The following is a 20688-nucleotide window of genomic DNA, read 5'->3' on the forward strand; positions in this document are numbered from 1 at the left end:
GAGATACTGATATGAGCAACATCACCATTTATCACAACCCAGCCTGCGGCACGTCGCGTAATACGCTGGAGATGATCCGCAACAGCGGTATCGAGCCGACCGTTATTCTTTACCTTGAGACTCCACCTTCACGCGATGAGCTGCTCAAACTCATTGCGGATATGGGCATTTCCGTCCGGGCTTTGCTGCGTAAGAACGTCGAGCCGTATGAGGAACTGGGTCTTGCAGAAGATAAATTTACTGACGACCAGCTCATCGACTTTATGCTACAGCATCCGATTCTGATCAACCGTCCGATCGTAGTGACGCCACTGGGAACTAAACTTTGCCGTCCTTCAGAGGTTGTTCTCGATATCCTTCCAGATGCCCAGAAAGCGGCTTTCACCAAGGAAGACGGTGAAAAAGTCGTTGATGATTCAGGTAAAAGACTGAAATAAAGACGAAGGGGGCATTTGCCCCCTTCATTATTACTTCGCCATTTCTTCCAGCAGGTCAATACCAACCGGCTCTTCGCTCTGTAGCGCTGTTAATGCAATACGCTTTGCATACTGCTCTTCCACATCAGAGATGAGAGGCAGCTCGCGGTTCGCCCTGATCTTCAGGAAAGGCGAAGACGGTTGAGCAGCTGCCAGGCTGTTATTAACGACCCATGCCCACGGCTCGATGCCAGCTCGGCGTAGATCCTGCTGCAGGTTAGCGGCTTCCAGTACAGGTGTCGTTTCGGCAAGCGTCACGATAATCACCTTCGTCTTCTCCGGGTCTGCTGCTTTTTCGCTATCACCTGTCTTCGATGTCAGAAAGCGAGAGAATTCGGCTTCATGCTGTCGCCAGAACACACTCATGCAATTGTTGAATGCCTTTACATCACTCATGTTCGTCCTCAAATTTTGCTCAGATTAACCCGGCTCTCATCTTCCAGAATTTTATAAACAGTGGAACGGGCAATACTGAGCCGGCGGGCAATATCTGTTGCACCAGTTCCCTGCTGATGAAGTGCCAGTACACTATTTCTGTCGATGATGCGCTTTCGGCCAAACCGGATACCTTTCAGCCTGGCCTCCTGCCGTCCTTCGTTCGTACGCTCCAGAATCCTCCTGCGTTCGGCCTGGGCTACAGCTGAAAGAATGGTCACAACCATTTTCCCCATTTCACCGTCGGTGCTGATCCCGTCGTCTATGAATCGGACCGCGACTCCCTGAGCGTCGAATTCTTTTATCAGTTGGATCATATCGGCAGTGTCGCGGCCAAGCCGGTCGAGTTTCTTCACCAGGATGACGTCACCTTCCTCCACCTTCATTCGCAGCAGATCCAGTCCTTTCCTGTCGGTAGAACTGCCGGATGCTTTGTCGGTAAATATGCGACTGGCTTTCACCCCCGCCTCTTTAAGCCCCTTGATCTGAATATCGAGGGACTGCTGGCTTGTTGATACCCGTGCGTAACCAAAAAGTCGCATAAAAATGTATCCTAAATCAAATATCGGACAGTGGGTGTCTGTTATAACAAAAAATCGATTTAATAGACACCTAGACAACACCATTTTAGTGTGTCCGAGAATTTATAATATTTCGGACGGTTGCGAAATTGTTAATTCATGACCATCAGGCAGGGAGGCCGGTATGCCCGTCGATTTTCTGACCACTGAGCAGGAACTGAATTATGGTCGCTATGTTGCAGAACCCAATGACGTGCAGCTGGCGCGCTATTTTCATCTTGATGAGCGGGATCTTGCCTTCATTAACCAGCGGCGGGGAAGGCATAACCGGCTGGGAATTGCGCTTCAGCTCACCACCGCCCGTTTTCTGGGCACCTTTCTGACAGACTTAACCCGGGTTCTGCCAGGTGTTCAGCAATTTGTCGCGGTGCAGCTTAATATTCGCCGTCCGGAAGTCCTTACCCGCTACGCAGAACGGGTTACCACCCTCAGAGAGCATACTGCGCTGATTAAGGAATATTACGGTTACCATGAATTTGGCGATTTCCCCTGGTCTTTCCGCCTGAAGCGCCTGCTGTACACCCGCGCATGGCTCAGTAATGAGCGACCCGGCCTTATGTTTGATTTTGCCACCGCGTGGCTGCTTCAGAATAAGGTCCTGCTGCCCGGAGCAACCACACTTGTACGTCTCGTCAGTGAAATACGCGAACGGGCAAATCAGCGGCTGTGGAAGAAACTGGCCGCGTTGCCGGACAGCTGGCAGACCGCCCGCGTGACGGAGCTTCTGGACATTCCTGAGGGGCAGCGTACTTCACCGCTGGAGCAACTGAAAAAGGGACCGGTCACCGTCAGCGGCCCGGCATTTACCGAAGCGCTGGAGCGGTATATCCGGCTGCGAAACCTGGAATTTTCCCGACTGAATTTTACCGGTCTGCCTGCTATACAACTGCGTAATTTGGCCCGTTACGCAGGCATGGCGTCGGTAAAATATATCGCGCGAATGCCACAGCAGAGAAAACTGGCCGTACTCACAGCATTCGTTAAAGCGCAGGAGACTGCGGCGCTGGATGAGGCCGTTGATGTGCTCGATATGCTGATACTGGATATCACTCGTGCGGCGAAGAAAACGGGGCAGAAAAAACGGCTCAGGACGCTTAAAGATCTTGATCGTGCTGCGCTAATATTGGCGCGGGCATGTTCATTGTTGCTGGATGAACAGGCTGACGATGCTGAACTGAGGGAGACCATATTCAACAGCATACCGAAAAGCAGGCTGGCAGAATCCGTCAGCAAGGTAAATGAGCTGGCCCGGCCTCAGAACAACAATTTCCATGACGAAATGGTGGAGCAGTACGGGCGGGTAAAGCGCTTTCTTCCGGCGGTATTGCGCGACCTGCATTTCCAGGCAGCGCCAGCCGGAGAACATACGTTGTCCGCCATTCATTATCTGACCGAACTGAACGGCTCGAAAAAGCGCATCCTGGACAATGCGCCTGAACATATTATTACCGGCCCCTGGAAACGCCTGGTATACGATGCGGAGGGCCGGATACAGCGTGCCGGTTACTCGCTTTGTCTGCTGGAGCGCCTTCAGGATGCACTACGTCGAAGGGACATCTGGCTCGAAAACAGCGATCGCTGGGGAAATCCCGCGAGAAGCTGTTGCAGGGGGAAGAATGGCAGGCTCAGCGGGTCCCCGTTTGCCGGGCGCTGGGACATCCCACTGATGGACATAAAGGCGTGCAACAGTTGGCGGTCCAGCTAGATGAAACCTGGAAAACCGTCGCATCCCGCTTTGAAGGAAATGCGGAGGTTCATATTTGCCATGACGGTAAACATCCTTCCCTGACTATCAGCAGCCTGGAGAAACTGGAGGAGCCACCATCGTTGCATCGTCTCAACAGTCGGGTAAGGCTGCTACTCCCGCCAGTAGATTTGACGGAACTGTTGCTTGAAATAGATGCCAGAACGGGATTTACACGTGAGTTTACGCATGTCAGTGAATCCGGGGCCCGGGCACAGGATCTGCACATCAGCCTGTGCGCGGTCCTGATGGCAGAGGCCTGCAATATCGGGCTGGAACCGCTGATAAAGCACAATATACCGGCGCTGACGCGCCACCGGCTTAGCTGGGTAAAACAGAATTACCTCCGGGCAGAAACGCTGGTCAGCGCCAATGCCCGCCTGGTTGATTTTCAGTCCACACTGGAGCTTGCTGGCCGCTGGGGTGGTGGCGAAGTGGCTTCAGCTGATGGCATGCGCTTTGTCACGCCGGTGAAAACCGTCAATTCAGGACCTAACAGAAAATATTTTGGTTCCGGACGTGGCATCACCTGGTACAACTTCGTCTCTGATCAGTACTCTGGATTCCACGGCATCGTTGTCCCCGGCACATTACGAGATTCCATTTTTGTGCTGGAAGGCCTTCTGGAGCAGCAGACAGGGCTGAATCCGGTTGAGATCATGACAGACACAGCCGGTACCAGCGACATTATTTTTGGCCTCTTCTGGCTGCTGGGATACCAGTTTTCCCCCCGGCTTGCCGATGCCGGTGAAGCGGTATTCTGGCGAGTGGATAAATCGGCAAATTACGGTGCACTGGACGAACTGGCACGTGGTTGTGCCGATCTGTCGAAAGCCGAGGATCAGTGGGATGAGATGATGCGAACCGCCGGTTCGCTGAAACTGGGCACCATTCATGCTTCAGAACTCATTCGCTCTTTGCTGAAAAGCTCGCGCCCATCAGGGCTGGCACAGGCGATCATGGAAGTGGGGCGCGTCAACAAGACGCTGTACCTTCTTAATTATATTGATGATGAGGATTATCGTCGGCGGATCCTGACGCAGCTAAACCGGGGGGAAGGCCGCCATGCTGTGGCGAGGGCGATCTGCTACGGGCAGCGCGGTGAGATCAGAAAGCGCTATCGTGAAGGTCAGGAAGATCAGCTGGGGGCACTGGGCCTGGTCACTAACGCAGTGGTACTGTGGAACACACTTTATATGCAGGAAGCCCTGAGCTGGATACGCAGTAATGGAGAAGAAATCGGGGTTGAAGATATCGCCCGGTTGTCCCCACTGATGCACGGGCATATCAATATGCTGGGGCATTATACGTTTACGCTACCGGAGGATATTTTGAAGGGGGAACTGAGAGAACTAAATTTCAATTTAAACAATGAATTAACTTCTTAGCGTACGTTTTCGTTCCATTGGCCCTCAAACCCCTTCTCCCATTACCGTCAGGTCAAAAACCCGAACCCGGCATTCACGCCGCGTGAAGGCAAAAAGACACTGCCGTTCTGTCGTAAGCTGATGGCGAAAGCCGAAGGCTTCACGTCCCGTTTTGACTTTTCCATCCATGTGGCGTTCTTACGCTCGCTGGGTAAACGTCACCGGATGCCGCCACTGTTGCGCCGCCGGGCCATCGATGCCCTGCTCCAGGGGCTGTGTTTCCACTATGACCCGCTGGCCAACCGCGTTCAGCGCTCCATCACCAATCTGGCCATCGAGTGCGGTCTCGCCACCGAGTCGAAAAGCGGTAATCTGTCCATCACCCGCGCCACGCGGGCGCTGACGTTTATGGCGGAGCTGGGGCTGATTACCTATCAGACCGAGTATGACCCGCAGATTGGCTGCAATATCCCGACCGATATCACCTTCACGCCGGCACTGTTCTCCGCGCTCGACGTCTCTGACGTGGCCGTTGTGGCCGCGAGGCGCAGCCGTGTGGAATGGGAGAATCAGCAGCGTAAGAAGCAGAACCTGAAGCCGCTGGAGATGGACGAGCTGATAGCGAAGGCCTGGCGGTTTGTGCGCGAACGGTTCCGCAGCTACCAGTCCGAACGTAAACAGCATGGCCTGAAGCGCGCCCGCGCCCGACGTGACGCGGACAGAGCCCGTAAGGACATTGTGACGCTGGTGAAACAGCAGCTGACGCGTGACTACGCCAAAGGGCGTTTCGTCGGCGACAGGGATGCTCTCCAGCGTGAGCTGGAGCGGCGCGTGAAAGAGCGCATGCTGATGTCGCGTGGTAACAACTACACGCGGCTGGCCACCGTCCCCATATAACCCTTCCTGTGTGAAAAATCCGGCTGGCGCCGGAGGGTTTCGCACGTCTGCAGTCCATCGTTGACGGTTTTCTGCACGAAATGACGGCCGTCCTTCCTGACATTCACCCCATTCCGCCATCAGAATGGCCAGAAATTGCATCAGAGTGGCCACATCTCGTCGCCAGATTCAGTTACCCACAAATAACTGCAAGGGACCTTTCCATAAGGTTACAACCGTTATGCTTACAGAGCGCCAGCCGACCTGATTTCAAAGTGCGTGGTTTCCTTTAAAAACCTGCTCTGTACTTCTTTTAAATATCTTTTATTTCATTCATATAAATATATAACCTGTTCGTCGCCTGACCTGTGGACAGGCTCCTGAAAATGCCCGCCCTTGCAGCGGACTCACGTCCGCGCCGGTTCGGCAACTGCCTAAAGTAGCTCCCATCGCTACGCGACGGGCCCCGGCACGGCACATATAGTTACAACATTCAAAATACTCACTCAAAAGCAGGAACAGTGTCTGCCTGAACCCTCACAGCCCCTCCCCACCACTGAAAAGCGAGGCCGCCCCGGGCCGAAGGCCCGGAACAACGTCGCTTTTAATAATGGATGTTGTAACTAGATTTTTAGCCGCTTTAAGTAGTACAGCTGGGGTTTTCTCGTACACGCCCGTAAGCGGCCCTGACGGCCCGCTAACGCGGAGATACGCCCCGACTGCGGCTACGCCTTGTCGTGGCCACTCCGACGGCGCACAGATGCTTCTACATCGCGATTAGCGGGTTAAAGCTTTGCAGGGAAGGGGGGGTTGATAGCGATCCTCTATAAATCAGCCGGCTGCGCCGGGCTACGGCGCCACTAACCAGAAGAGCCACATTCAGCTCCAGCTGGCGCCTTCATGCGCCGCTGGCGCATCCAGGAATGCCTGCGCGCTGCTCGGCATTCTAAAACCGGATAATGATCCTACGTTTCCGGCTATATCGGGTCGCGAACCCTTACATTTACCGCTTATCCCCTGCTTAAAATTTTGATACAGTTAGCAAAACATATTGTTTTCTTTCGTTATAATAAGCCACTTCATGCACTGACGCCCAGACTGGACCTCCTATCTGATGCTGGAAATAAAAAATATCGCCTGCCTGCGGGATGAACGAACCCTTTTTACCCACCTATCGTTTGCGGTACAACCCGGCGAGATTATTCAAATTTCAGGCCCCAACGGCGCGGGAAAAACCTCGTTATTACACCTCCTGACCGGGTTATCGACGCCAGAAGAAGGGGAAATTCTCTGGCAGGGCAAACCGCTGCGGCGTACTCGCGATAGCTGGCACGCGCAGCTCTTATGGCTCGGTCATCAGGTGGGGGTTAAAGGGGCGCTAACGGCGGACGAAAATCTGCGCTTTTACCATCCTGAGGCGACCATTGAGGCGCGCTGGCAGGCGCTGGCGCAGGTTGAGCTGGTGGGCTTTGAGGATGTTCCGGTAGCGCAACTCTCTGCCGGGCAACAGCGGCGCGTCGCGCTGGCGAGACTATGGCTCAGCCGCGCGACGTTCTGGATTTTAGATGAACCCTTCACCGCGCTCGATGCGGCTGGCGTACAAACGCTGACCACCCGGCTGGAGCAGCACGTCAGCCAGGGCGGTGCGGTCATCCTGACCACCCATCAACCTCTGCGCCCTCTGTGCGTTCCCTTACGCACGATTATGCTGAGTGACGATGAGGCGGTCGCGGCATGATCAAGCAGATATTCTGGCGCGACCTGCGCCTCGCCTTTCGCAATTACGCCGAAATTATCAACCCGCTGTGGTTTTTCCTGATTATTATCACCCTGTTCCCCCTCAGTATCGGCCCTGAACCGCAGCTGCTCCGGCAGATTGCGCCGGGCATTGTCTGGGTGGCCGCGTTACTCTCTTCGCTGCTGGCAATGGACCGGCTGTTTCGCGATGACTGGCTGGATGGCTCGCTGCAGCAACTGATGCTGATGCCGGTGCCGCTGTCGCTGGTGGTGCTGGCAAAAATCGCGGCGCATTGGGTGGTCTCCGGGCTGCCGCTGCTGATAATCTCTCCGCTGATCGCTATGTTATTCGGACTTTCGACCGCGGAGTGGCAGGTGCTGACCCTGACGCTATTGATGGGCACGCCAACGCTGAGCTTTATTGGCGCCATCGGCGTGGGGTTGACCGTCGGCCTGCGGCGCGGCGGCGTATTGCTGAGCCTGCTGGTACTGCCGCTGATGATTCCGTTACTGATTTTCGCCACCGCCGCCGTGGGCGCGGCGCAGATGCAGTTGCCGGTTGACGGCTATATGGCCATTCTTGGCGCCTTTCTGGCGGGAAGCGCCACCTTAAGTCCGTTTGCTACCGCGGCGGCACTCAGAATTAGCGTGCAATAATTCCCGTTCCCTCGGGGCAATGAGGCAAAAAAAATGTGGAAAGTGTTACATCAACTCGCCATTCCAGAGCGCCTGTATAGCGTATGCGGACGATTCATTCCGCTGATGGCTATCCTCAGCGCGCTGTTTCTGGTGGTGGGCTGCGTCTGGGGATTTGTCTACGCCCCGGCAGATTATCAACAGGGTGAAAGCTATCGCATCATGTATCTGCACGTCCCGGCGGCGATGTGGTCGATGGGGATTTACGGCTCCATGGCCGTGACCGCTTTTGTCGGCCTGGTCTGGCAGATGAAAATGGCGGATAAAGCGGTGATTGCGATGGCGCTGCCAGGCGCGGTTTACACCTTTATTGCGCTGGTGACTGGTTCCGCGTGGGGAAAACCGATGTGGGGAACCTGGTGGGTCTGGGATGCGCGTCTGACTTCCGAACTGGTCCTGCTGTTTTTATACGTCGGGGTGATTGGCCTGTATCACGCTTTTGACGATCGCCGGCTGGCCGGGCGCGCCGCCGGGATACTTGTGCTGGTCGGGGTGGTCAACCTGCCGATTATTCATTATTCCGTGGAGTGGTGGAACACCCTGCATCAGGGCTCGACCAATATGCAGAAAACCATCGATCCGTCGATGCGCATGCCGTTGCGTTTAACCATTTTCGGTTTCTTATTCCTCTTTATTACTCTGACATTAATGCGTATGCGTAATTTAATTCTGTTGCAGGAGCGCCGCCGTCCGTGGGTCGTGGCGCTGGCTGGCGCTAGTAAGCGCGAGGAGAACTCATGACCAGCGCTTTTCACTCCTGGAGCGATTTCTGGCAGATGGGCGGCTACGCCTTTTATGTCTGGCTGGCGGTTGCAGTGACGGTCATCGCGCTGCTGATTTTGTTCATCCACACCCGCTGGCAGCGCCGGGCGTTGCTGGCGGATGTACGCCGGCAGATGGCGCGCGAGCGGCGGGTATCGGCGGCGCGTAAGCAAAGCACAATGAAGGGAGATGCGTTGTGAATCCTCGGCGTAAAGTACGTCTCTGGCTCGCCTGCGGAGTGATTGGGGGGCTGGCGCTGACCGTTGGTCTGGTGATGTATGCATTAAGCTCCAATATCGATCTCTTCTATACCCCAGGCGAAGTGATATACGGCAAACGGGAAAATGGCCAGAAGCCAGAGCCGGGACAGCGTCTACGTATCGGCGGCATGGTGATGCCCGGCAGCGTGAAGCGTGACGATAAAACCCTCGATGTGACCTTCAAACTCTATGATGCCCGCGGCGTCGTCGAGGTGAGCTATACCGGGATACTGCCAGCGTTGTTCCGCGAAGGGCAGGGGGTTGTAGCCCAGGGGACGCTGCAGGACGGGACGCATATCCGCGCGAAGGAAGTGCTGGCGAAACACGATGAAAATTACACCCCTCCGGAAGTGAAAGAAGCGATGGAAGAGAATCATCATCCGGCTGAGAAGCCACAGGGAGCCGCGCAATGATCCCTGAAATCGGCCTCTTCCTGCTGTGCCTGGCGTTGGGCATTTCCTGCCTGCTGGCGCTATTTCCCTCCTGGGGCGCGATGCGGCAGGATGCGCGGATGATGGCGCTGGCGAAGCCGCTGTCGGTAGCGATGTTTGCCGCCATCCTCGGGGCGTTTCTCATTCTGGTGTATGCCTTTGTGGTGAATGACTTCACCGTTCTGTATGTCGTCAGTAACTCGAATACGCTGCTGCCGGTGTGGTATCGCGTAGCGGCGACCTGGGGGGCCCACGAGGGATCGTTGCTGCTGTGGGTATTGCTGATGAGCGGCTGGACCTGCGCGGTCGCGGCCCTGAGCCGTAATATTCCGCTGGAAGCCTCTTCGCGGGTGCTGGCGGTAATGGGGATGATCTCCTTCTGCTTCCTGGCGTTCATCCTGCTGACCTCAAATCCGTTCGTGCGAACGCTACCTGATTTCCCCATCGAGGGGCGCGATCTGAACCCGATGCTGCAGGATATCGGGCTGATCTTCCACCCGCCGATGCTGTACATGGGCTATGTGGGCTTCTCCGTGGCCTTCGCTTTCGCCATTGCGTCGCTGATGACCGGGCGCCTTGATAGCGCGTGGGCGCGCTGGTCGCGGCCGTGGACGCTGGCGGCGTGGAGCTTTCTGACGGTCGGTATCGTGCTGGGGTCGGCGTGGGCCTATTATGAGCTCGGCTGGGGCGGCTGGTGGTTCTGGGATCCGGTAGAAAACGCCTCCCTGATGCCGTGGCTGGCGGGAACGGCGCTGATTCACTCGCTATCGGTCACCGAAAAGCGCGGCAGCTTTAAATCCTGGACCGTACTGCTGGCGATTCTGGCGTTCTCGCTGTGCCTGCTGGGCACTTTCCTGGTGCGTTCCGGGGTACTGATTTCCGTACACTCCTTCGCTTCCGATCCTACGCGCGGCATGTTTATTCTGGCGCTGTTGATGATAACTATCGGCGGTTCGCTGCTGTTATTCGCCATCAAAGGCGGCAATGTACGTTCCCGGGTGCGTCACGAACTTTGGTCGCGCGAGTCGCTGTTGCTGGGCAACAATGTGCTGCTGATTGCCGCCATGCTGGTGGTACTGCTGGGGACGCTGCTGCCGCTGATACACAAGCTACTGGGGCTAGGCAGCATTTCTATCGGCGAGCCGTTCTTTAATTCCCTCTTTATTGCGCTGATGATCCCGTTCTCGTTGCTGCTTGGGATCGGGCCGCTGGTGCGCTGGCGTCGCGATGAATTCCACAAGCTGCGTAAGCGGCTGCTGATTGCCGCGGTGGTTGCCGTCGTACTGGCCATCGCACTGCCGTGGCTGATGCAGGATCGTATTAAAGCCATGACCGTAGTTGGCCTGCTGATGTCGCTGTGGGCATTCGTGCTTACCGTGATGGAAGTGGTGGAGCGCGCCTCCGATCGCCACCCCTTCTGGCGCGGGCTGACCCGCCTCGGACGCAGCCATTGGGGAATGGTCGCCGGCCATGTGGGGCTGGTGGTCACCGTCATTGGCATCGCCTTCAGTCAGAATTACAGCATTGAACGCGATGTGCGAATGAAGCCGGGCGATAGCGTCGATATCCACCAGTATCACTTTGTGTTCCGGGACGTGCGGGATATCACCGGGCCGAACTACTTTGGCGGTGAAGGGGTGATCGAAGTTTCGCAGAATGGCCGTCACGTGAGTACGCTGCGGGCGGAGAAACGCATTTACAGCAGCAGCCGGATGGAGATGACCGAAGCCGCCATCGACGGTGGGCTGGTGCGCGACCTATACGCTGCGCTGGGTGAAGAGCTGGCCGACGGTAGCTGGGCGGTGCGCTTGTACTATAAACCTTTTGTTCGCTGGATCTGGTTCGGCGGGATGTTAATGGCGTTTGGCGGCGTGCTGTGCATTCTGGACCCACGTTATCGCTTACGTAAATCACTGCCGGAGAACGCGTGATGAACCGCAAAGTCTTATATTTACCGCTGGCTATCTTCCTGATTCTGGCGGCGGCGCTGATGTGGCAACTGATGCGCAATAGCGACGGGGACGATCCTACCGTGCTTGAATCTGCGCTGGTGGGTAAGCCTCTGCCGGATTTCCGCCTGGCGTCATTGGAAAAACCGGATGTCATGCTGGATCCCTCTAACATTATCAATGGTAAACCGGTGCTAATTAACGTCTGGGCCACCTGGTGCTCCACCTGTCGGGCGGAGCATCAGTATTTGCGCTCCCTGGCGGCGCAGGGCATTCGCATCGTTGGTATCAACTATAAAGACGATCGCCAGAAAGCGGTGAACTGGCTGCACGAATTGAGCAACCCGTATGCGCTGGGAGTGTTTGACGGCGACGGTATGCTGGGGCTGGATCTTGGCGTGTATGGCGCGCCGGAAACTTTCCTCATCGACGGCAAAGGCATTATCCGCTACCGCCATGCCGGCGATGTGAACGAGCGGGTCTGGCAGCAGGAGATTCTGCCGCTGTGGAATAAATATAGCCAGCAGGGGGGCGCGTGAAATATCTGCTCATCACTTTACTGACGGCGCTGCTCTCGTTTCAGGCGCTGGCGGCGATTGATACCTATCCATTTAAAGATGAAGCCCAGGAGCAGCAGTTCCGCCAGTTGACCGAACAGCTGCGCTGCCCGAAATGCCAGAACAACAGTATTGCCGATTCGAACTCGATGATTGCCGCCGATATGCGTAAAAAGGTCTGGCAATTGATGGAGCAGGGACAAAGCAATCAGCAAATCACCGATTACATGGTGGCGCGCTACGGCAACTTCGTGACCTACGAACCGTCGGTGACCCCCGCGACGATTATACTCTGGCTACTGCCGGCTTGTTTCGTTGTGGGCGGCGCGCTGGTGATTTTTCGTTTAAGCCGTCGCTCACGGGCTGAACGCGTCAGCGAGCTGAGCGCGCAGGAACAGGAACGCTTAAAGGCGCTGCTTGATGACAATAAAAGGACCCTGAAATGATTGTCGCTTTGCTCATCATGTTGGTGTTACTGCTGGGAACCGCGGCGCTGCTGTTTATTCCGTGGAGCGGCAGGCAGCGCGTTGACCGCAATACCATGAACCATATGATTTATCGGGCGCGCCTGCAGGAGCTTGATGAGGATCTTTCAGCGGTGAATGCGGCGCAGCAACAGCAGCTGGTTGACGATTTACGCTTGAATTTATTGGAAGATTTGCCCGAATCTGCCGAAACGAATCACAAAAATAGTAGTTATTGGGTGTATATTCTTGGGGTTATTATAGTAATCTCTTTATGCGTAGGGGTTTTTATCCGAACGAGTTATATGACCCGCGTGGTTGAGTGGCAGCAAGTTGTCCAGCAAACGCCGCAGTTGATGCAGCGGGTGATGGATCCACAGGGTAAACCGTTGTCGGAAGAAGAGCTGTTTCGACTGGCGCTGGGGCTACGCACCCGCCTGCAGCAATACCCGGCCGACCAGCTGAGCTGGACGATGCTCGGCAGGCTGCAACTGGTGCTCAATAATCCAGGCGCCGCGTTACAGGCGTTTGATAAGGCGCGACAGCTGGCGCCAGGCAACGCCGATGCGCAACTGGGATATACCGAAGCGTTACTTCACTCTACGGATCCCAACGATAGCCGTGAAGCCCAGCAACTGCTCGATACGTTGCTGAAGAATAACCATAACGATGTACGGGTGCTTAGCCTGGCGGCGTTTAACGCCTTTGAGCACCAGCAGTATGACAAAGCGATCGCGGCGTGGCAGCTGATGCTGCAACTGTTACCGGCGGATGATGCTCAGCGAGAAATTATCATTCGTAGTATTGACCGGGCTAAAAAAGAACAAGCCGCTACACTGCAATAATTAAAATAACGTGAGTATTGCTCGAAGGCAGATTGGATTTGCAATGGGTTATCGCTATGAAATCACAGGATAATCATCCCCGGCTGATTATCCTGGCTCCGAAAATTTCCAAAAATTTAGTTGGATTAGAAGGTGAGTGTAATCGTTATAGATTGATTTATATAACGATTACCATCTGACAGGGACTTTTGCGTCTTTCATTTAGGAAAAGGGTTAAATAATAAGATGAGTAAACTTTCACTGGAACGCTCTGGTAGGCGAAAAATTATATTTATCGCCTTGCTGGTTGGGATCATTATTGGCGTGGTATTGCTGGCTGGTACCGCGACTATTATGCATAAAACCAGCGATACCGAATTTTGTGTGTCATGTCATACCATGCAGCAGCCACTGGCGGAATATCAGGGCAGCGTGCATTTCCAGAACGATAAAGGTATTCGCGCCGAGTGCGCCGATTGCCACGTTCCTCATCAGCCGATCGATTATATGCTGACCAAAATTGGCGCCCTGAAAGATGTCTGGGGTGAAATGACCGGCAAAATCGACACTCCGGAAAAATACGAGGCGCATAAACTGGCGATGGCCCAGAGCGTCTGGGATGGGTTGAAGAAGAGCGATTCGGCGACCTGCCGTTCCTGCCACGACTATAAAGCGATGGATATTCTGGCGCAAACCCCTGAAGCCCGTAAGCAGCACCCGGTCGCAATCAAAGAGGGCGAAACCTGCATCGACTGCCATAAAGGCGTGGCGCATATTCTGCCGAACATGAGCGGCCTGGCGGCGGCAGGGGCCAGCGAGCTCGCTAACGCGGCGGCGAAAACCCCGGCGACCGCGACCACCCTTTACACCATTCAGACCCAGCCGTTCTGGCTGAGCGAGAAAGCGGGCGACCATAACGACGGTAACCTGATGGCCTCCACTGAAGTGAAAGTGGTGAAACGTGAAGGCGACATGGTGCTGGCGGATGTTCATGGCTGGCAACAGGATGGCGTCACCGAAGCTTTCTACGCCGCGCGCGGCAAACGCATTATGAGCGCGCTGCTGGGCGAAGAAGCTCGCAAAGCGTTAAAAGTCTCTGGTTCCGTTACCGATGAAGAGACCAAACAGGTCTGGCATGAAGTCGATCTGCAGGTCTGGCTGCCGGCGAAAAATCTGATTGGCGATCAACAAAAAATCTGGAGTTACGCTTCTGAATTAATGGCTAACAACTGTACCGGCTGTCATGGCCTGACCGAGTTGAATCGCTTTAACGCCAACCAGTGGATTGGGGTGGTTAAAGGTATGTCCGGCCGTACTTCACTGACTCAGGAACAGGTTCGTCTCCTGACCCAGTACGTACAAAAACATGCGAGCGACATGCCAGCAGCGGCCAATCAGGACAAACAATAAGGAGTCATGATGAAAAAGAATAACGATTATGACATGGCGGATCAGAGCCAGGAACCTGGTATGAATCTGACGCGTCGCCGTTTTCTGGCTGGCGCCAGCGCCCTGATGGCGGCGCCGCTGCTGGCGGGGCTGTGGCCGCGTTCGGCGCTGGCGGAGGCCATTAGCCAGGCGATGCCGCAGTTTATCGCATTGCGCCAGGCGGAAAGCGGCATTCTCACCGGCGCCCACTGGGGCGCGTTTGAAGCCATCGTCCGCGACGGCAAAATGGTTGACGTACGCCCGATCAAAGACGATCCGTATCCTAACGAACTGATTACTATGGCGCCGTATCAGGTTCACGCCGAAAACCGGATTAAATATCCGATGGTACGTAAAAGCTGGTTAGAAGGCGGGGCGAAAAACAGTAAGCCAGAGCTGCGCGGCCGCGATGAGTGGGTCCGCGTCAGCTGGGATAAAGCCCTGCATCTGGTGGCGGGTGAAATCAGCCGTCTGCAAAAAGAGCATGGCCCATCATCTATTTATGCCGGTTCTTACGGCTGGAAAAGCGTCGGGATGTTCCACAACCCAAGAACGCTGCTGCAGCGCATGATGAACCTGGCAGGCGGCTTTGTCGGCTATTCCGGTGACTACTCCACCGGCGCGGCGCAGGTGATTATGCCGCACGTGGTCGGTTCCGTTGAGGTTTACGAACAGCAGACCGCGTGGCCAAACGTGATTGATAACAGCGAGCTGGTGGTGATGATCGGTTGTAACCCAATGATCACGCTGAAAAACAGCTGGAACCTGCCGGACCACGTCGGCCAGACGGGCTTTGAAGCGCTGAAGAAAAAGGGCACCCGGATGATTTGTATCGACCCGGTGCGCAGCGACAGCGCGCGTGAGTTAGGCGCCGAGTGGATCGCCCCGCGCAGCTACACCGACTGCGCGCTGATGGCGGGGGTGGCCCATACGCTGCTGGCTGAAAATCTGCATAACCCAGATTTCCTGAAAACCTACACCGTAGGGTTCGATAAATTTGAAGCCTACCTGAACGGTAAAGAAGATGGCGTCGTCAAGGATGCCGACTGGGCTGCGGATATCAGCGGCGTTGATGCTGAGACTATCAAGCAGCTGGCGCGAGATATGGCGAAGCATCGCACCATGATCATGGGCGGCTGGGGCATTCAGCGTCAGCATCATGGCGAACAGGCCCACTGGATGATGGTGACGCTGGCGGCGATGCTGGGGCAGATTGGCCTGCCCGGCGGTGGTTTCGGCTTTAGCTATCACTACTCTTCCGGCGGTAGCCCAACCGCGCGCGGCGGCATTCTGGCGGGGATCTCCGCCGGTAGCCCAACGTCGCCGGCGGCGAAAGATATTACGCCGTTCCCGGTGGCGCGCATCGCCGATGCGCTGGCGAACCCAGGCAAGACCATCGACTATAACGGCACAAAGGTCACCTATCCGGATATTAAAATGGTGTACGTGGCGGGCGGTAACACCTTCCACCAGCATCAGGATACCAACAACCTGGTGAAAGCCTGGCAGCATCCGGAAACCGTGGTGGTGAACGAACCGTACTGGACGGCGACGGCGAAACACGCGGACATCGTACTGCCGGTGACCACCACCTACGAGCGCAACGACATGGATATGGGCGGTGACTATTCGCAGCTTTATGTCTTCCCGCTGCGCCAGTGCGTACCGCCGCAGAACGAAGCGAAAAACGACTTTGATGTCTTTGCGGGGATTTCCGAGATCCTTGGGGTGCATGAGGCCTTTACCGAAGGCAAAGATGAGATGCTGTGGTTGAAGGGCATGTATGACGAGATGAAAGCCCAGGCGCGCAACGCTCGCGTGGCGCTGCCGCCGTTTGATATGTTCTGGGCTTCCAACAATTACATTCGCTTCCCGATCCCGCAAGAGAACACCCAATGGGTGCGTTTCGCCGATTTCCGCGAGAACCCGCTGCTCAACCCGCTGGGGACGCCGTCAGGGAAAATCGAGATCTATTCTGACGCCATCGCCAAAATGGGCTACGAGGACTGCAAAGCGATTCCAACCTGGATGCCGCCGTACGAGTGGTATCGCGGGCCGGAAGCCGAGAAATATCCGCTTTCGCTCAATACCGCTCACCCAATTAACCGTCTGCACTCTCAACTCGACAATACTCCACTCCGCAAGAAATACGCGGTGGCCGATCGTGAAGCCATCTGGATCCATCCGAAAGATGCGAGCGTGCGCGGCATAAGCGAAGGCGATCTGGTTCGCGCCTTTAACGATCGCGGGCAGATCCTGGTCGGGGCGGTGATTACCGATAACGTTCGCGAAGGCGTGGTGCGCATCAGTGAAGGGGCATGGTTTGATCCGGCCGACCCGTCACATCCGGGATCACTGTGTAAAAACGGTAACGTGAACTGTCTGACCTTTGACGTGGGCTCCTCCAGCCTGGCGCAGGGGAACTGTGGCCAGATGTCGCAGCTGCAGATCGAGAAGTACACCGGACCGGTGCTGAAAAATACCGCGCACGATGTACCGGTAGGCGCGTAACCTGCCTCCAGATCTGAAAGACAAAACGGCCCCTTTCGTGAGGGGGCCGTTTATTGTTTTTAAGGCTCAGAGTGATGATTCCAATTTACTGATAGTGTTTTATGTTCAGATAATGCCCGATGACTTTGTCATGCAACTCCACCGATTTTGAGAATGACAGCGACTTCCTGCTCAGCCTTGCCAGATGTTGCCTCAGATTCAGGTTATGCCGCTCAATTCGCTGTGTATATCGCTTGCTGATAACGTGCAGCTTTCCCTTCAGGCGTGATTCATACAGCGGCCAGCCGTCCGTCATCCATATCACCACATCAAAGGCCGACAGCAGGCTCAGAAGACCCTCCAGCGTAGCCATAGTGCGTTCACCGAAGACGTGGGCCACGACTGTTCGACGTATTCTGTCATACGCGTAAAACAGCCAGCGCTGGCGTGATTTAGTCCCGACGTAGCCCCATTGTTCGTCCATTTCAGCGCAGACAATGACGTCACTGCCCGGTTGTATGCGCGAGGTTACCGACTGCGGCCTGAGTTTTTTAAATGGCGGAAAATCGTGTTGAGCCCAACGCCCATAATGCGGGCGGTTGCCCGGCATACGACGCCATTCATGGCCATATCAATGATTTTCTGGTGTGTACCGGGCTGGGAGGCGGTGTAAGTGAACTGTAGCTGCCATGTTTTACGACAGTGAGAGCAGAGATAGCGCTGATGTCCGGCAGTACTTTTACCGTTACGCACCACGCCTTCAGTAGCTGAACAGGAGGGACAACTGATAGAAATGGAAGCCACGTGAGCACCTCAAAACCACCATCGTACACTAAATCAGTAAATCGGCATCATTACCGGAACGACGTCATAAAAATCTGGACTGATAAATTTATCCCCAGCCGCTTAAGTCAGATATGGCAAGCAGAGCCTGAAAGGAATACCTCCCTGCCCTACCAGGGGTCAGTTTGGAGATCGGAAATTTTTGTACGTTAAGCGCATTATTCAACCAATCGCGAGGCGTAACGGATTGATTTTGTGTCAGAGGTTATCGCTTTTAAGTTGTCGCTCTTTCGGTATCGCATTTAGGTTATCCGATGAAGGACAAATCCCCTGAAAACGCCGTATAGCGCATGAGTACACCCTATTGCTATAGGTAAGTCTGTTCAAAAAACAGGCTTACCGTACAATAATTCTCTATATCCAAACTGACCCCAAGAACATCAGTGGCCGTTAACGGTCACTGCGGCCTGCGCCGATCGCCCTCGTTTAAACCGTAACGTGGTTAAGCCCGGACTGCTCGCGGCTCAACGCCTCTTTAGTCAGAGAATGACTTGACCCGGTTGTGGGTCTGACAGATTTGGGCTGTTGTCTCAGTGTTCTCGGATTGGGCTGCCCGGTACAGTATCCCCGGAGGGACCCGGCTGTTTTACCTGTTGCCGGAGCACAGGGTGCGTCAGAGTGCACGGCTCATGGTTTGACTAAATACTAGCCAGGTTTTGCATGCGTGTGAATGTTGTTTTTTAAATGTTGCGCCTGACTCAGTTTAATAGCGGGTGTCGCAGGTACTCATATTGCCTGAATAAAGAACGCCGGGACTGACCGCCCCGGACCCCGCCAACGGTGACCGGACAGACAAAAAATTTGCCTGCCCGGTCACCGTTTTCACGCCAGGATGACCGTCGTGATGCCAGGATGGTGTCACAGAGAAAGCGGAGAGACAGAATGAAGCTGATTACGGTGGATGAATCCGTGGTGAACGCGATAGTGGAATACTACGCACAGGGCAGTGAGGAGGCGCATGCAGAGGGAAACAGGATGTTCCTGCGTTATCTGCACGAGTTAACGGGAACACAGCGTGTGGCGGTTGAGGCGGCCAGAAAGCAGTCTCTGGCCGCGATAAATAAGGGGGGGGGGCGCTTCCCTGTGATTAAAATCGCATTTATGGACGGCTGATGTCTGTGCACTGGCCCGGAAATATTTTTCTCCGGTGAGGGGCTGATATGAGCTACCTTTTTCTTGTCGCCGGCACCGCACCAGGTGCGACGGTCCTTTTACAGAGTTGTCCTCATTTGACGGGCCTGGATGGCCCGTTCTTTTATGCTTTTAACGTCCAGAACCCTTTTCTCGGCCGAAATCACCTACTATGCAGTGGTGTGAATAGCCATGCATATGCGTAAAATAAATCAGGCGCGTTTCTGGCGGTTTTCGGTGTACTTGCCACCACCTTTTGCCCGTTAACCACCAGAAACGCCCTGAGGCCGTTTTAGCGGTGCGCGTAAGAAGGGATTATGGTAAATTCTATATGTACTTAATTGCGTACATGTTCTATACTGGTACTACAACTGAAGGGAGCCAATAAGATGCATGCAATCACTTTTACGGATGCCCGTAAACATTTTGCCGATACCATGAAGCGTGTTACCGATGATGCTGAGCCGGTACGAGTAATGCGGCGAGATGCACCTGATATCGTCATGATCGATGCTGGAGAGTATGAGGCACTCATAGAAACAGTGTATCTGTTCAGCAATCCTGCGAATGCTGCTCATATCAATGAGTCAATGAAACAGGCGGAGCGCGGCGAATTTGTCGAAGTGGAATATTAAGTTCACGAAGAATGGCGCTGATGATATCAATTACTGGCGTGGTACTGACAAAAAGAAGTTTGAACGTATCCGGCAGCTACTTCACAGCATCGAGTCTGATCCGTTAACTGGTATAGGGAAGCCTGAGCGATTACGCCATCACAAAGATCCTGCGCTCTATTCTCGGCGCATCGATCAGAGCCATAGGCTTGTTTATTCAATCCAAAACGGAGAAATTATCATCTACGCAGCGCGTTATCACTACGGCGATAAATAGAAATAAAAATATTTTACATTTAGCTATCGGGTTTATATTTTTTCTAAAAGGATTTTTCCAACTGGTGATTTTAAAATGAGAACTCATTACGATAATTTGAAGGTGTCTCAGGATGCACCTGTCGAGGTGATTCAGGCTGCTTATAGGACCCTTGCAAAAAAATACCATCCTGATTTGAATCGAGATAATCCGGATGCGGAAAAAATCATGCAGATATTAAACGAAGCTTATGAGGTGCTTAGTGATCCAGTTAGGAGAAAAGAACATGATTCATGGATAGCGAGGAAAAATTGGGAGCGCAGAATTGAATCTAGTGTTGCAAGTAAAAAATCTGACTCTAGTGAAAAAGAAAAAGAATCTGTCAGTGCAGGAAAAAAAATAAGAACAGTGGGTTTAACTTGTGTTATTTTTGTTAAGAACAATTATCTTAGTATTCGTTTTTTATTTTTGGGGTTTATCAAAGAGGTTTTTGTTAATAGGTCTGGCAGGTGGCGCTGTTTATTTTTTTTCATCTGAAGATGGTTATTTTAGGTCTGAGGTGGGAAGGGGGGTTAGTGCTTTTTTCAAAAAAATAACACCACAGGAAGTTGATATTCCAAGTGGTGATGTGAATGTGAAACCATGGGAATATATAACCTCTAATAATGAAAAGACAAGTGTTAATTATATAAGGGGTTTGACGGTCAATGATGTAAAAAACCACGCCAAGACGATAACTTTCTGTTTTTAATGAATTAATATAAGCC

At 54.1% G+C, this 20688-nt stretch carries 20 protein-coding genes and 3 pseudogenes; 20 read left to right on the forward strand and 3 right to left on the reverse strand.

Going from position 1 to position 20688, the window contains the following annotated elements:
- Positions 1-11: 11 nt before the first annotated feature.
- A complete protein-coding gene (gene arsC, locus H7R76_RS24240) occupies positions 12-437 on the forward strand; it encodes a glutaredoxin-dependent arsenate reductase (protein WP_000065758.1) in 426 nt (141 codons plus the stop codon).
- Between the two features lie 30 nt (positions 438-467).
- Here the strand turns inward: arsC and H7R76_RS24245 are convergent, their stop codons facing one another.
- Together H7R76_RS24245 and H7R76_RS24250 are read right to left on the reverse strand one after the other, a co-directional pair.
- Complete coding sequence (locus H7R76_RS24245) at positions 468-872, reverse strand: ArsA-related P-loop ATPase (RefSeq protein WP_004118313.1); 405 nt, start codon at positions 870-872, stop codon at positions 468-470.
- A gap of 8 nt (positions 873-880) precedes the next feature.
- Entirely contained in the window at positions 881-1453 is a 573-nt protein-coding gene (locus tag H7R76_RS24250) for a recombinase family protein (RefSeq protein WP_001556711.1), read from the reverse strand.
- 163 nt (positions 1454-1616) lie between these two features.
- On the opposite strand from H7R76_RS24250, the pseudogene H7R76_RS24255 reads away from it, so the two are divergent.
- From H7R76_RS24255 to torA, 15 genes and pseudogenes are all read left to right on the forward strand, one after another.
- Positions 1617-4624 (forward strand): annotated as a pseudogene (locus tag H7R76_RS24255) (Tn3 family transposase).
- A gap of 33 nt (positions 4625-4657) precedes the next feature.
- Positions 4658-5500, forward strand: a pseudogene (gene repA / locus H7R76_RS24260) (incFII family plasmid replication initiator RepA); the annotation flags it as partial.
- A 459-nt stretch (positions 5501-5959) separates the two neighbouring features.
- Positions 5960-6106, forward strand: a complete 147-nt coding sequence (locus H7R76_RS25325; RefSeq protein WP_502711077.1) for a replication-associated protein RepA4 — start codon at positions 5960-5962, stop codon at positions 6104-6106.
- Positions 6036-6260 (forward strand): replication-associated protein RepA4, encoded by a 225-nt coding sequence (locus H7R76_RS25330; RefSeq protein WP_502711078.1) that lies wholly within the window; start codon positions 6036-6038, stop codon positions 6258-6260. The genes H7R76_RS25325 and H7R76_RS25330 overlap by 71 nt, the downstream gene beginning before the upstream one ends.
- A gap of 333 nt (positions 6261-6593) precedes the next feature.
- Positions 6594-7217 carry a cytochrome c biogenesis heme-transporting ATPase CcmA gene (gene ccmA / locus H7R76_RS24265; protein ID WP_006798173.1) on the forward strand — a complete coding sequence of 208 codons (624 nt, stop codon included), beginning with the start codon at positions 6594-6596 and terminating at the stop codon, positions 7215-7217.
- On the forward strand, positions 7214-7873 hold the full coding sequence (gene ccmB / locus H7R76_RS24270; RefSeq protein ID WP_006798171.1) for a heme exporter protein CcmB: 660 nt from the start codon (positions 7214-7216) through the stop codon (positions 7871-7873). The genes ccmA and ccmB overlap by 4 nt, the downstream gene beginning before the upstream one ends.
- A 33-nt stretch (positions 7874-7906) precedes the next feature.
- Complete coding sequence (locus H7R76_RS24275) at positions 7907-8653, forward strand: heme ABC transporter permease (protein ID WP_006798169.1); 747 nt, start codon at positions 7907-7909, stop codon at positions 8651-8653.
- A complete protein-coding gene (gene ccmD, locus H7R76_RS24280) occupies positions 8650-8874 on the forward strand; it encodes a heme exporter protein CcmD (RefSeq protein WP_006798167.1) in 225 nt (74 codons plus the stop codon). The genes H7R76_RS24275 and ccmD overlap by 4 nt, the downstream gene beginning before the upstream one ends.
- A complete protein-coding gene (gene ccmE / locus H7R76_RS24285; protein ID WP_015703212.1) occupies positions 8871-9347 on the forward strand; it encodes a cytochrome c maturation protein CcmE in 477 nt (158 codons plus the stop codon). Before ccmD ends, ccmE begins: the two co-directional genes overlap by 4 nt.
- Entirely contained in the window at positions 9344-11296 is a 1953-nt protein-coding gene (locus tag H7R76_RS24290) for a heme lyase CcmF/NrfE family subunit (protein WP_031624382.1), read from the forward strand. Before ccmE ends, H7R76_RS24290 begins: the two co-directional genes overlap by 4 nt.
- The gene (locus tag H7R76_RS24295) at positions 11296-11853 is read left to right on the forward strand and encodes a DsbE family thiol:disulfide interchange protein (protein ID WP_182968104.1); all 558 of its coding nucleotides are present in this window, start codon (positions 11296-11298) and stop codon (positions 11851-11853) included. The genes H7R76_RS24290 and H7R76_RS24295 overlap by 1 nt, the downstream gene beginning before the upstream one ends.
- The gene (locus tag H7R76_RS24300; RefSeq protein WP_182968106.1) at positions 11850-12317 is read left to right on the forward strand and encodes a cytochrome c-type biogenesis protein; all 468 of its coding nucleotides are present in this window, start codon (positions 11850-11852) and stop codon (positions 12315-12317) included. The genes H7R76_RS24295 and H7R76_RS24300 overlap by 4 nt, the downstream gene beginning before the upstream one ends.
- A complete protein-coding gene (gene ccmI, locus H7R76_RS24305) occupies positions 12314-13180 on the forward strand; it encodes a c-type cytochrome biogenesis protein CcmI (protein WP_006798112.1) in 867 nt (288 codons plus the stop codon). Before H7R76_RS24300 ends, ccmI begins: the two co-directional genes overlap by 4 nt.
- A 225-nt stretch (positions 13181-13405) precedes the next feature.
- Positions 13406-14569, forward strand: coding sequence for a NapC/NirT family cytochrome c (locus H7R76_RS24310; protein WP_006798114.1), 1164 nt, complete (start codon positions 13406-13408; stop codon positions 14567-14569).
- Positions 14570-14578: 9 nt separating this feature from the next.
- The gene (gene torA / locus H7R76_RS24315) at positions 14579-17098 is read left to right on the forward strand and encodes a trimethylamine-N-oxide reductase TorA (protein WP_006798116.1); all 2520 of its coding nucleotides are present in this window, start codon (positions 14579-14581) and stop codon (positions 17096-17098) included.
- A gap of 85 nt (positions 17099-17183) precedes the next feature.
- Here torA and H7R76_RS24320 read toward each other — a convergent pair.
- Positions 17184-17881, reverse strand: a protein-coding gene (locus tag H7R76_RS24320) for an IS1 family transposase (protein ID WP_227674016.1) whose coding sequence is annotated in 2 segments (ribosomal slippage) — positions 17184-17632 and positions 17632-17881 — 699 coding nt in all. Because the reading frame shifts where the segments join, the coding sequence is not laid out codon by codon here.
- Positions 17882-18802: 921 nt separating this feature from the next.
- Here H7R76_RS24320 and H7R76_RS24325 point away from each other — a divergent pair.
- The 4 genes and pseudogenes from H7R76_RS24325 to H7R76_RS25000 all read left to right on the forward strand — a co-directional run.
- Entirely contained in the window at positions 18803-19033 is a 231-nt protein-coding gene (locus H7R76_RS24325; RefSeq protein WP_152293049.1) for a hypothetical protein, read from the forward strand.
- A gap of 407 nt (positions 19034-19440) precedes the next feature.
- Positions 19441-19686, forward strand: a complete 246-nt coding sequence (locus tag H7R76_RS24330) for a type II toxin-antitoxin system Phd/YefM family antitoxin (protein WP_047359280.1) — start codon at positions 19441-19443, stop codon at positions 19684-19686.
- The gene (locus H7R76_RS24335) at positions 19667-19942 is read left to right on the forward strand and encodes a Txe/YoeB family addiction module toxin (protein WP_072058806.1); all 276 of its coding nucleotides are present in this window, start codon (positions 19667-19669) and stop codon (positions 19940-19942) included. Before H7R76_RS24330 ends, H7R76_RS24335 begins: the two co-directional genes overlap by 20 nt.
- Positions 19943-20017: 75 nt before the next feature.
- Positions 20018-20230: pseudogene (locus H7R76_RS25000) on the forward strand (J domain-containing protein); the annotation flags it as partial.
- Between the last annotated feature and the right edge of the window lie 458 nt (positions 20231-20688).

Origin of the sequence: Klebsiella sp. WP8-S18-ESBL-06 (genome assembly GCF_014169755.1) — a bacterium.
Classification (GTDB): domain Bacteria; phylum Pseudomonadota; class Gammaproteobacteria; order Enterobacterales; family Enterobacteriaceae; genus Kluyvera; species Kluyvera ascorbata_B.

What these genes read in the sequence shown, in the direction of transcription:
- arsC (WP_000065758.1), top strand. Translation starts at nt 12, where the DNA reads ATGAGCAACATCACCATTTATCACAACCCAGCCTGCGGCACGTCGCGT.
- H7R76_RS24245 (WP_004118313.1), bottom strand. Translation starts at nt 872, where the DNA reads ATGAGTGATGTAAAGGCATTCAACAATTGCATGAGTGTGTTCTGGCGA.
- H7R76_RS24250 (WP_001556711.1), bottom strand. Translation starts at nt 1,453, where the DNA reads ATGCGACTTTTTGGTTACGCACGGGTATCAACAAGCCAGCAGTCCCTC.
- ccmA (WP_006798173.1), top strand. Translation starts at nt 6,594, where the DNA reads ATGCTGGAAATAAAAAATATCGCCTGCCTGCGGGATGAACGAACCCTT.
- ccmB (WP_006798171.1), top strand. Translation starts at nt 7,214, where the DNA reads ATGATCAAGCAGATATTCTGGCGCGACCTGCGCCTCGCCTTTCGCAAT.
- H7R76_RS24275 (WP_006798169.1), top strand. Translation starts at nt 7,907, where the DNA reads ATGTGGAAAGTGTTACATCAACTCGCCATTCCAGAGCGCCTGTATAGC.
- ccmD (WP_006798167.1), top strand. Translation starts at nt 8,650, where the DNA reads ATGACCAGCGCTTTTCACTCCTGGAGCGATTTCTGGCAGATGGGCGGC.
- H7R76_RS24290 (WP_031624382.1), top strand. Translation starts at nt 9,344, where the DNA reads ATGATCCCTGAAATCGGCCTCTTCCTGCTGTGCCTGGCGTTGGGCATT.
- H7R76_RS24295 (WP_182968104.1), top strand. Translation starts at nt 11,296, where the DNA reads ATGAACCGCAAAGTCTTATATTTACCGCTGGCTATCTTCCTGATTCTG.
- ccmI (WP_006798112.1), top strand. Translation starts at nt 12,314, where the DNA reads ATGATTGTCGCTTTGCTCATCATGTTGGTGTTACTGCTGGGAACCGCG.
- H7R76_RS24310 (WP_006798114.1), top strand. Translation starts at nt 13,406, where the DNA reads ATGAGTAAACTTTCACTGGAACGCTCTGGTAGGCGAAAAATTATATTT.
- torA (WP_006798116.1), top strand. Translation starts at nt 14,579, where the DNA reads ATGAAAAAGAATAACGATTATGACATGGCGGATCAGAGCCAGGAACCT.
- H7R76_RS24325 (WP_152293049.1), top strand. Translation starts at nt 18,803, where the DNA reads ATGAAGCTGATTACGGTGGATGAATCCGTGGTGAACGCGATAGTGGAA.
- H7R76_RS24330 (WP_047359280.1), top strand. Translation starts at nt 19,441, where the DNA reads ATGCATGCAATCACTTTTACGGATGCCCGTAAACATTTTGCCGATACC.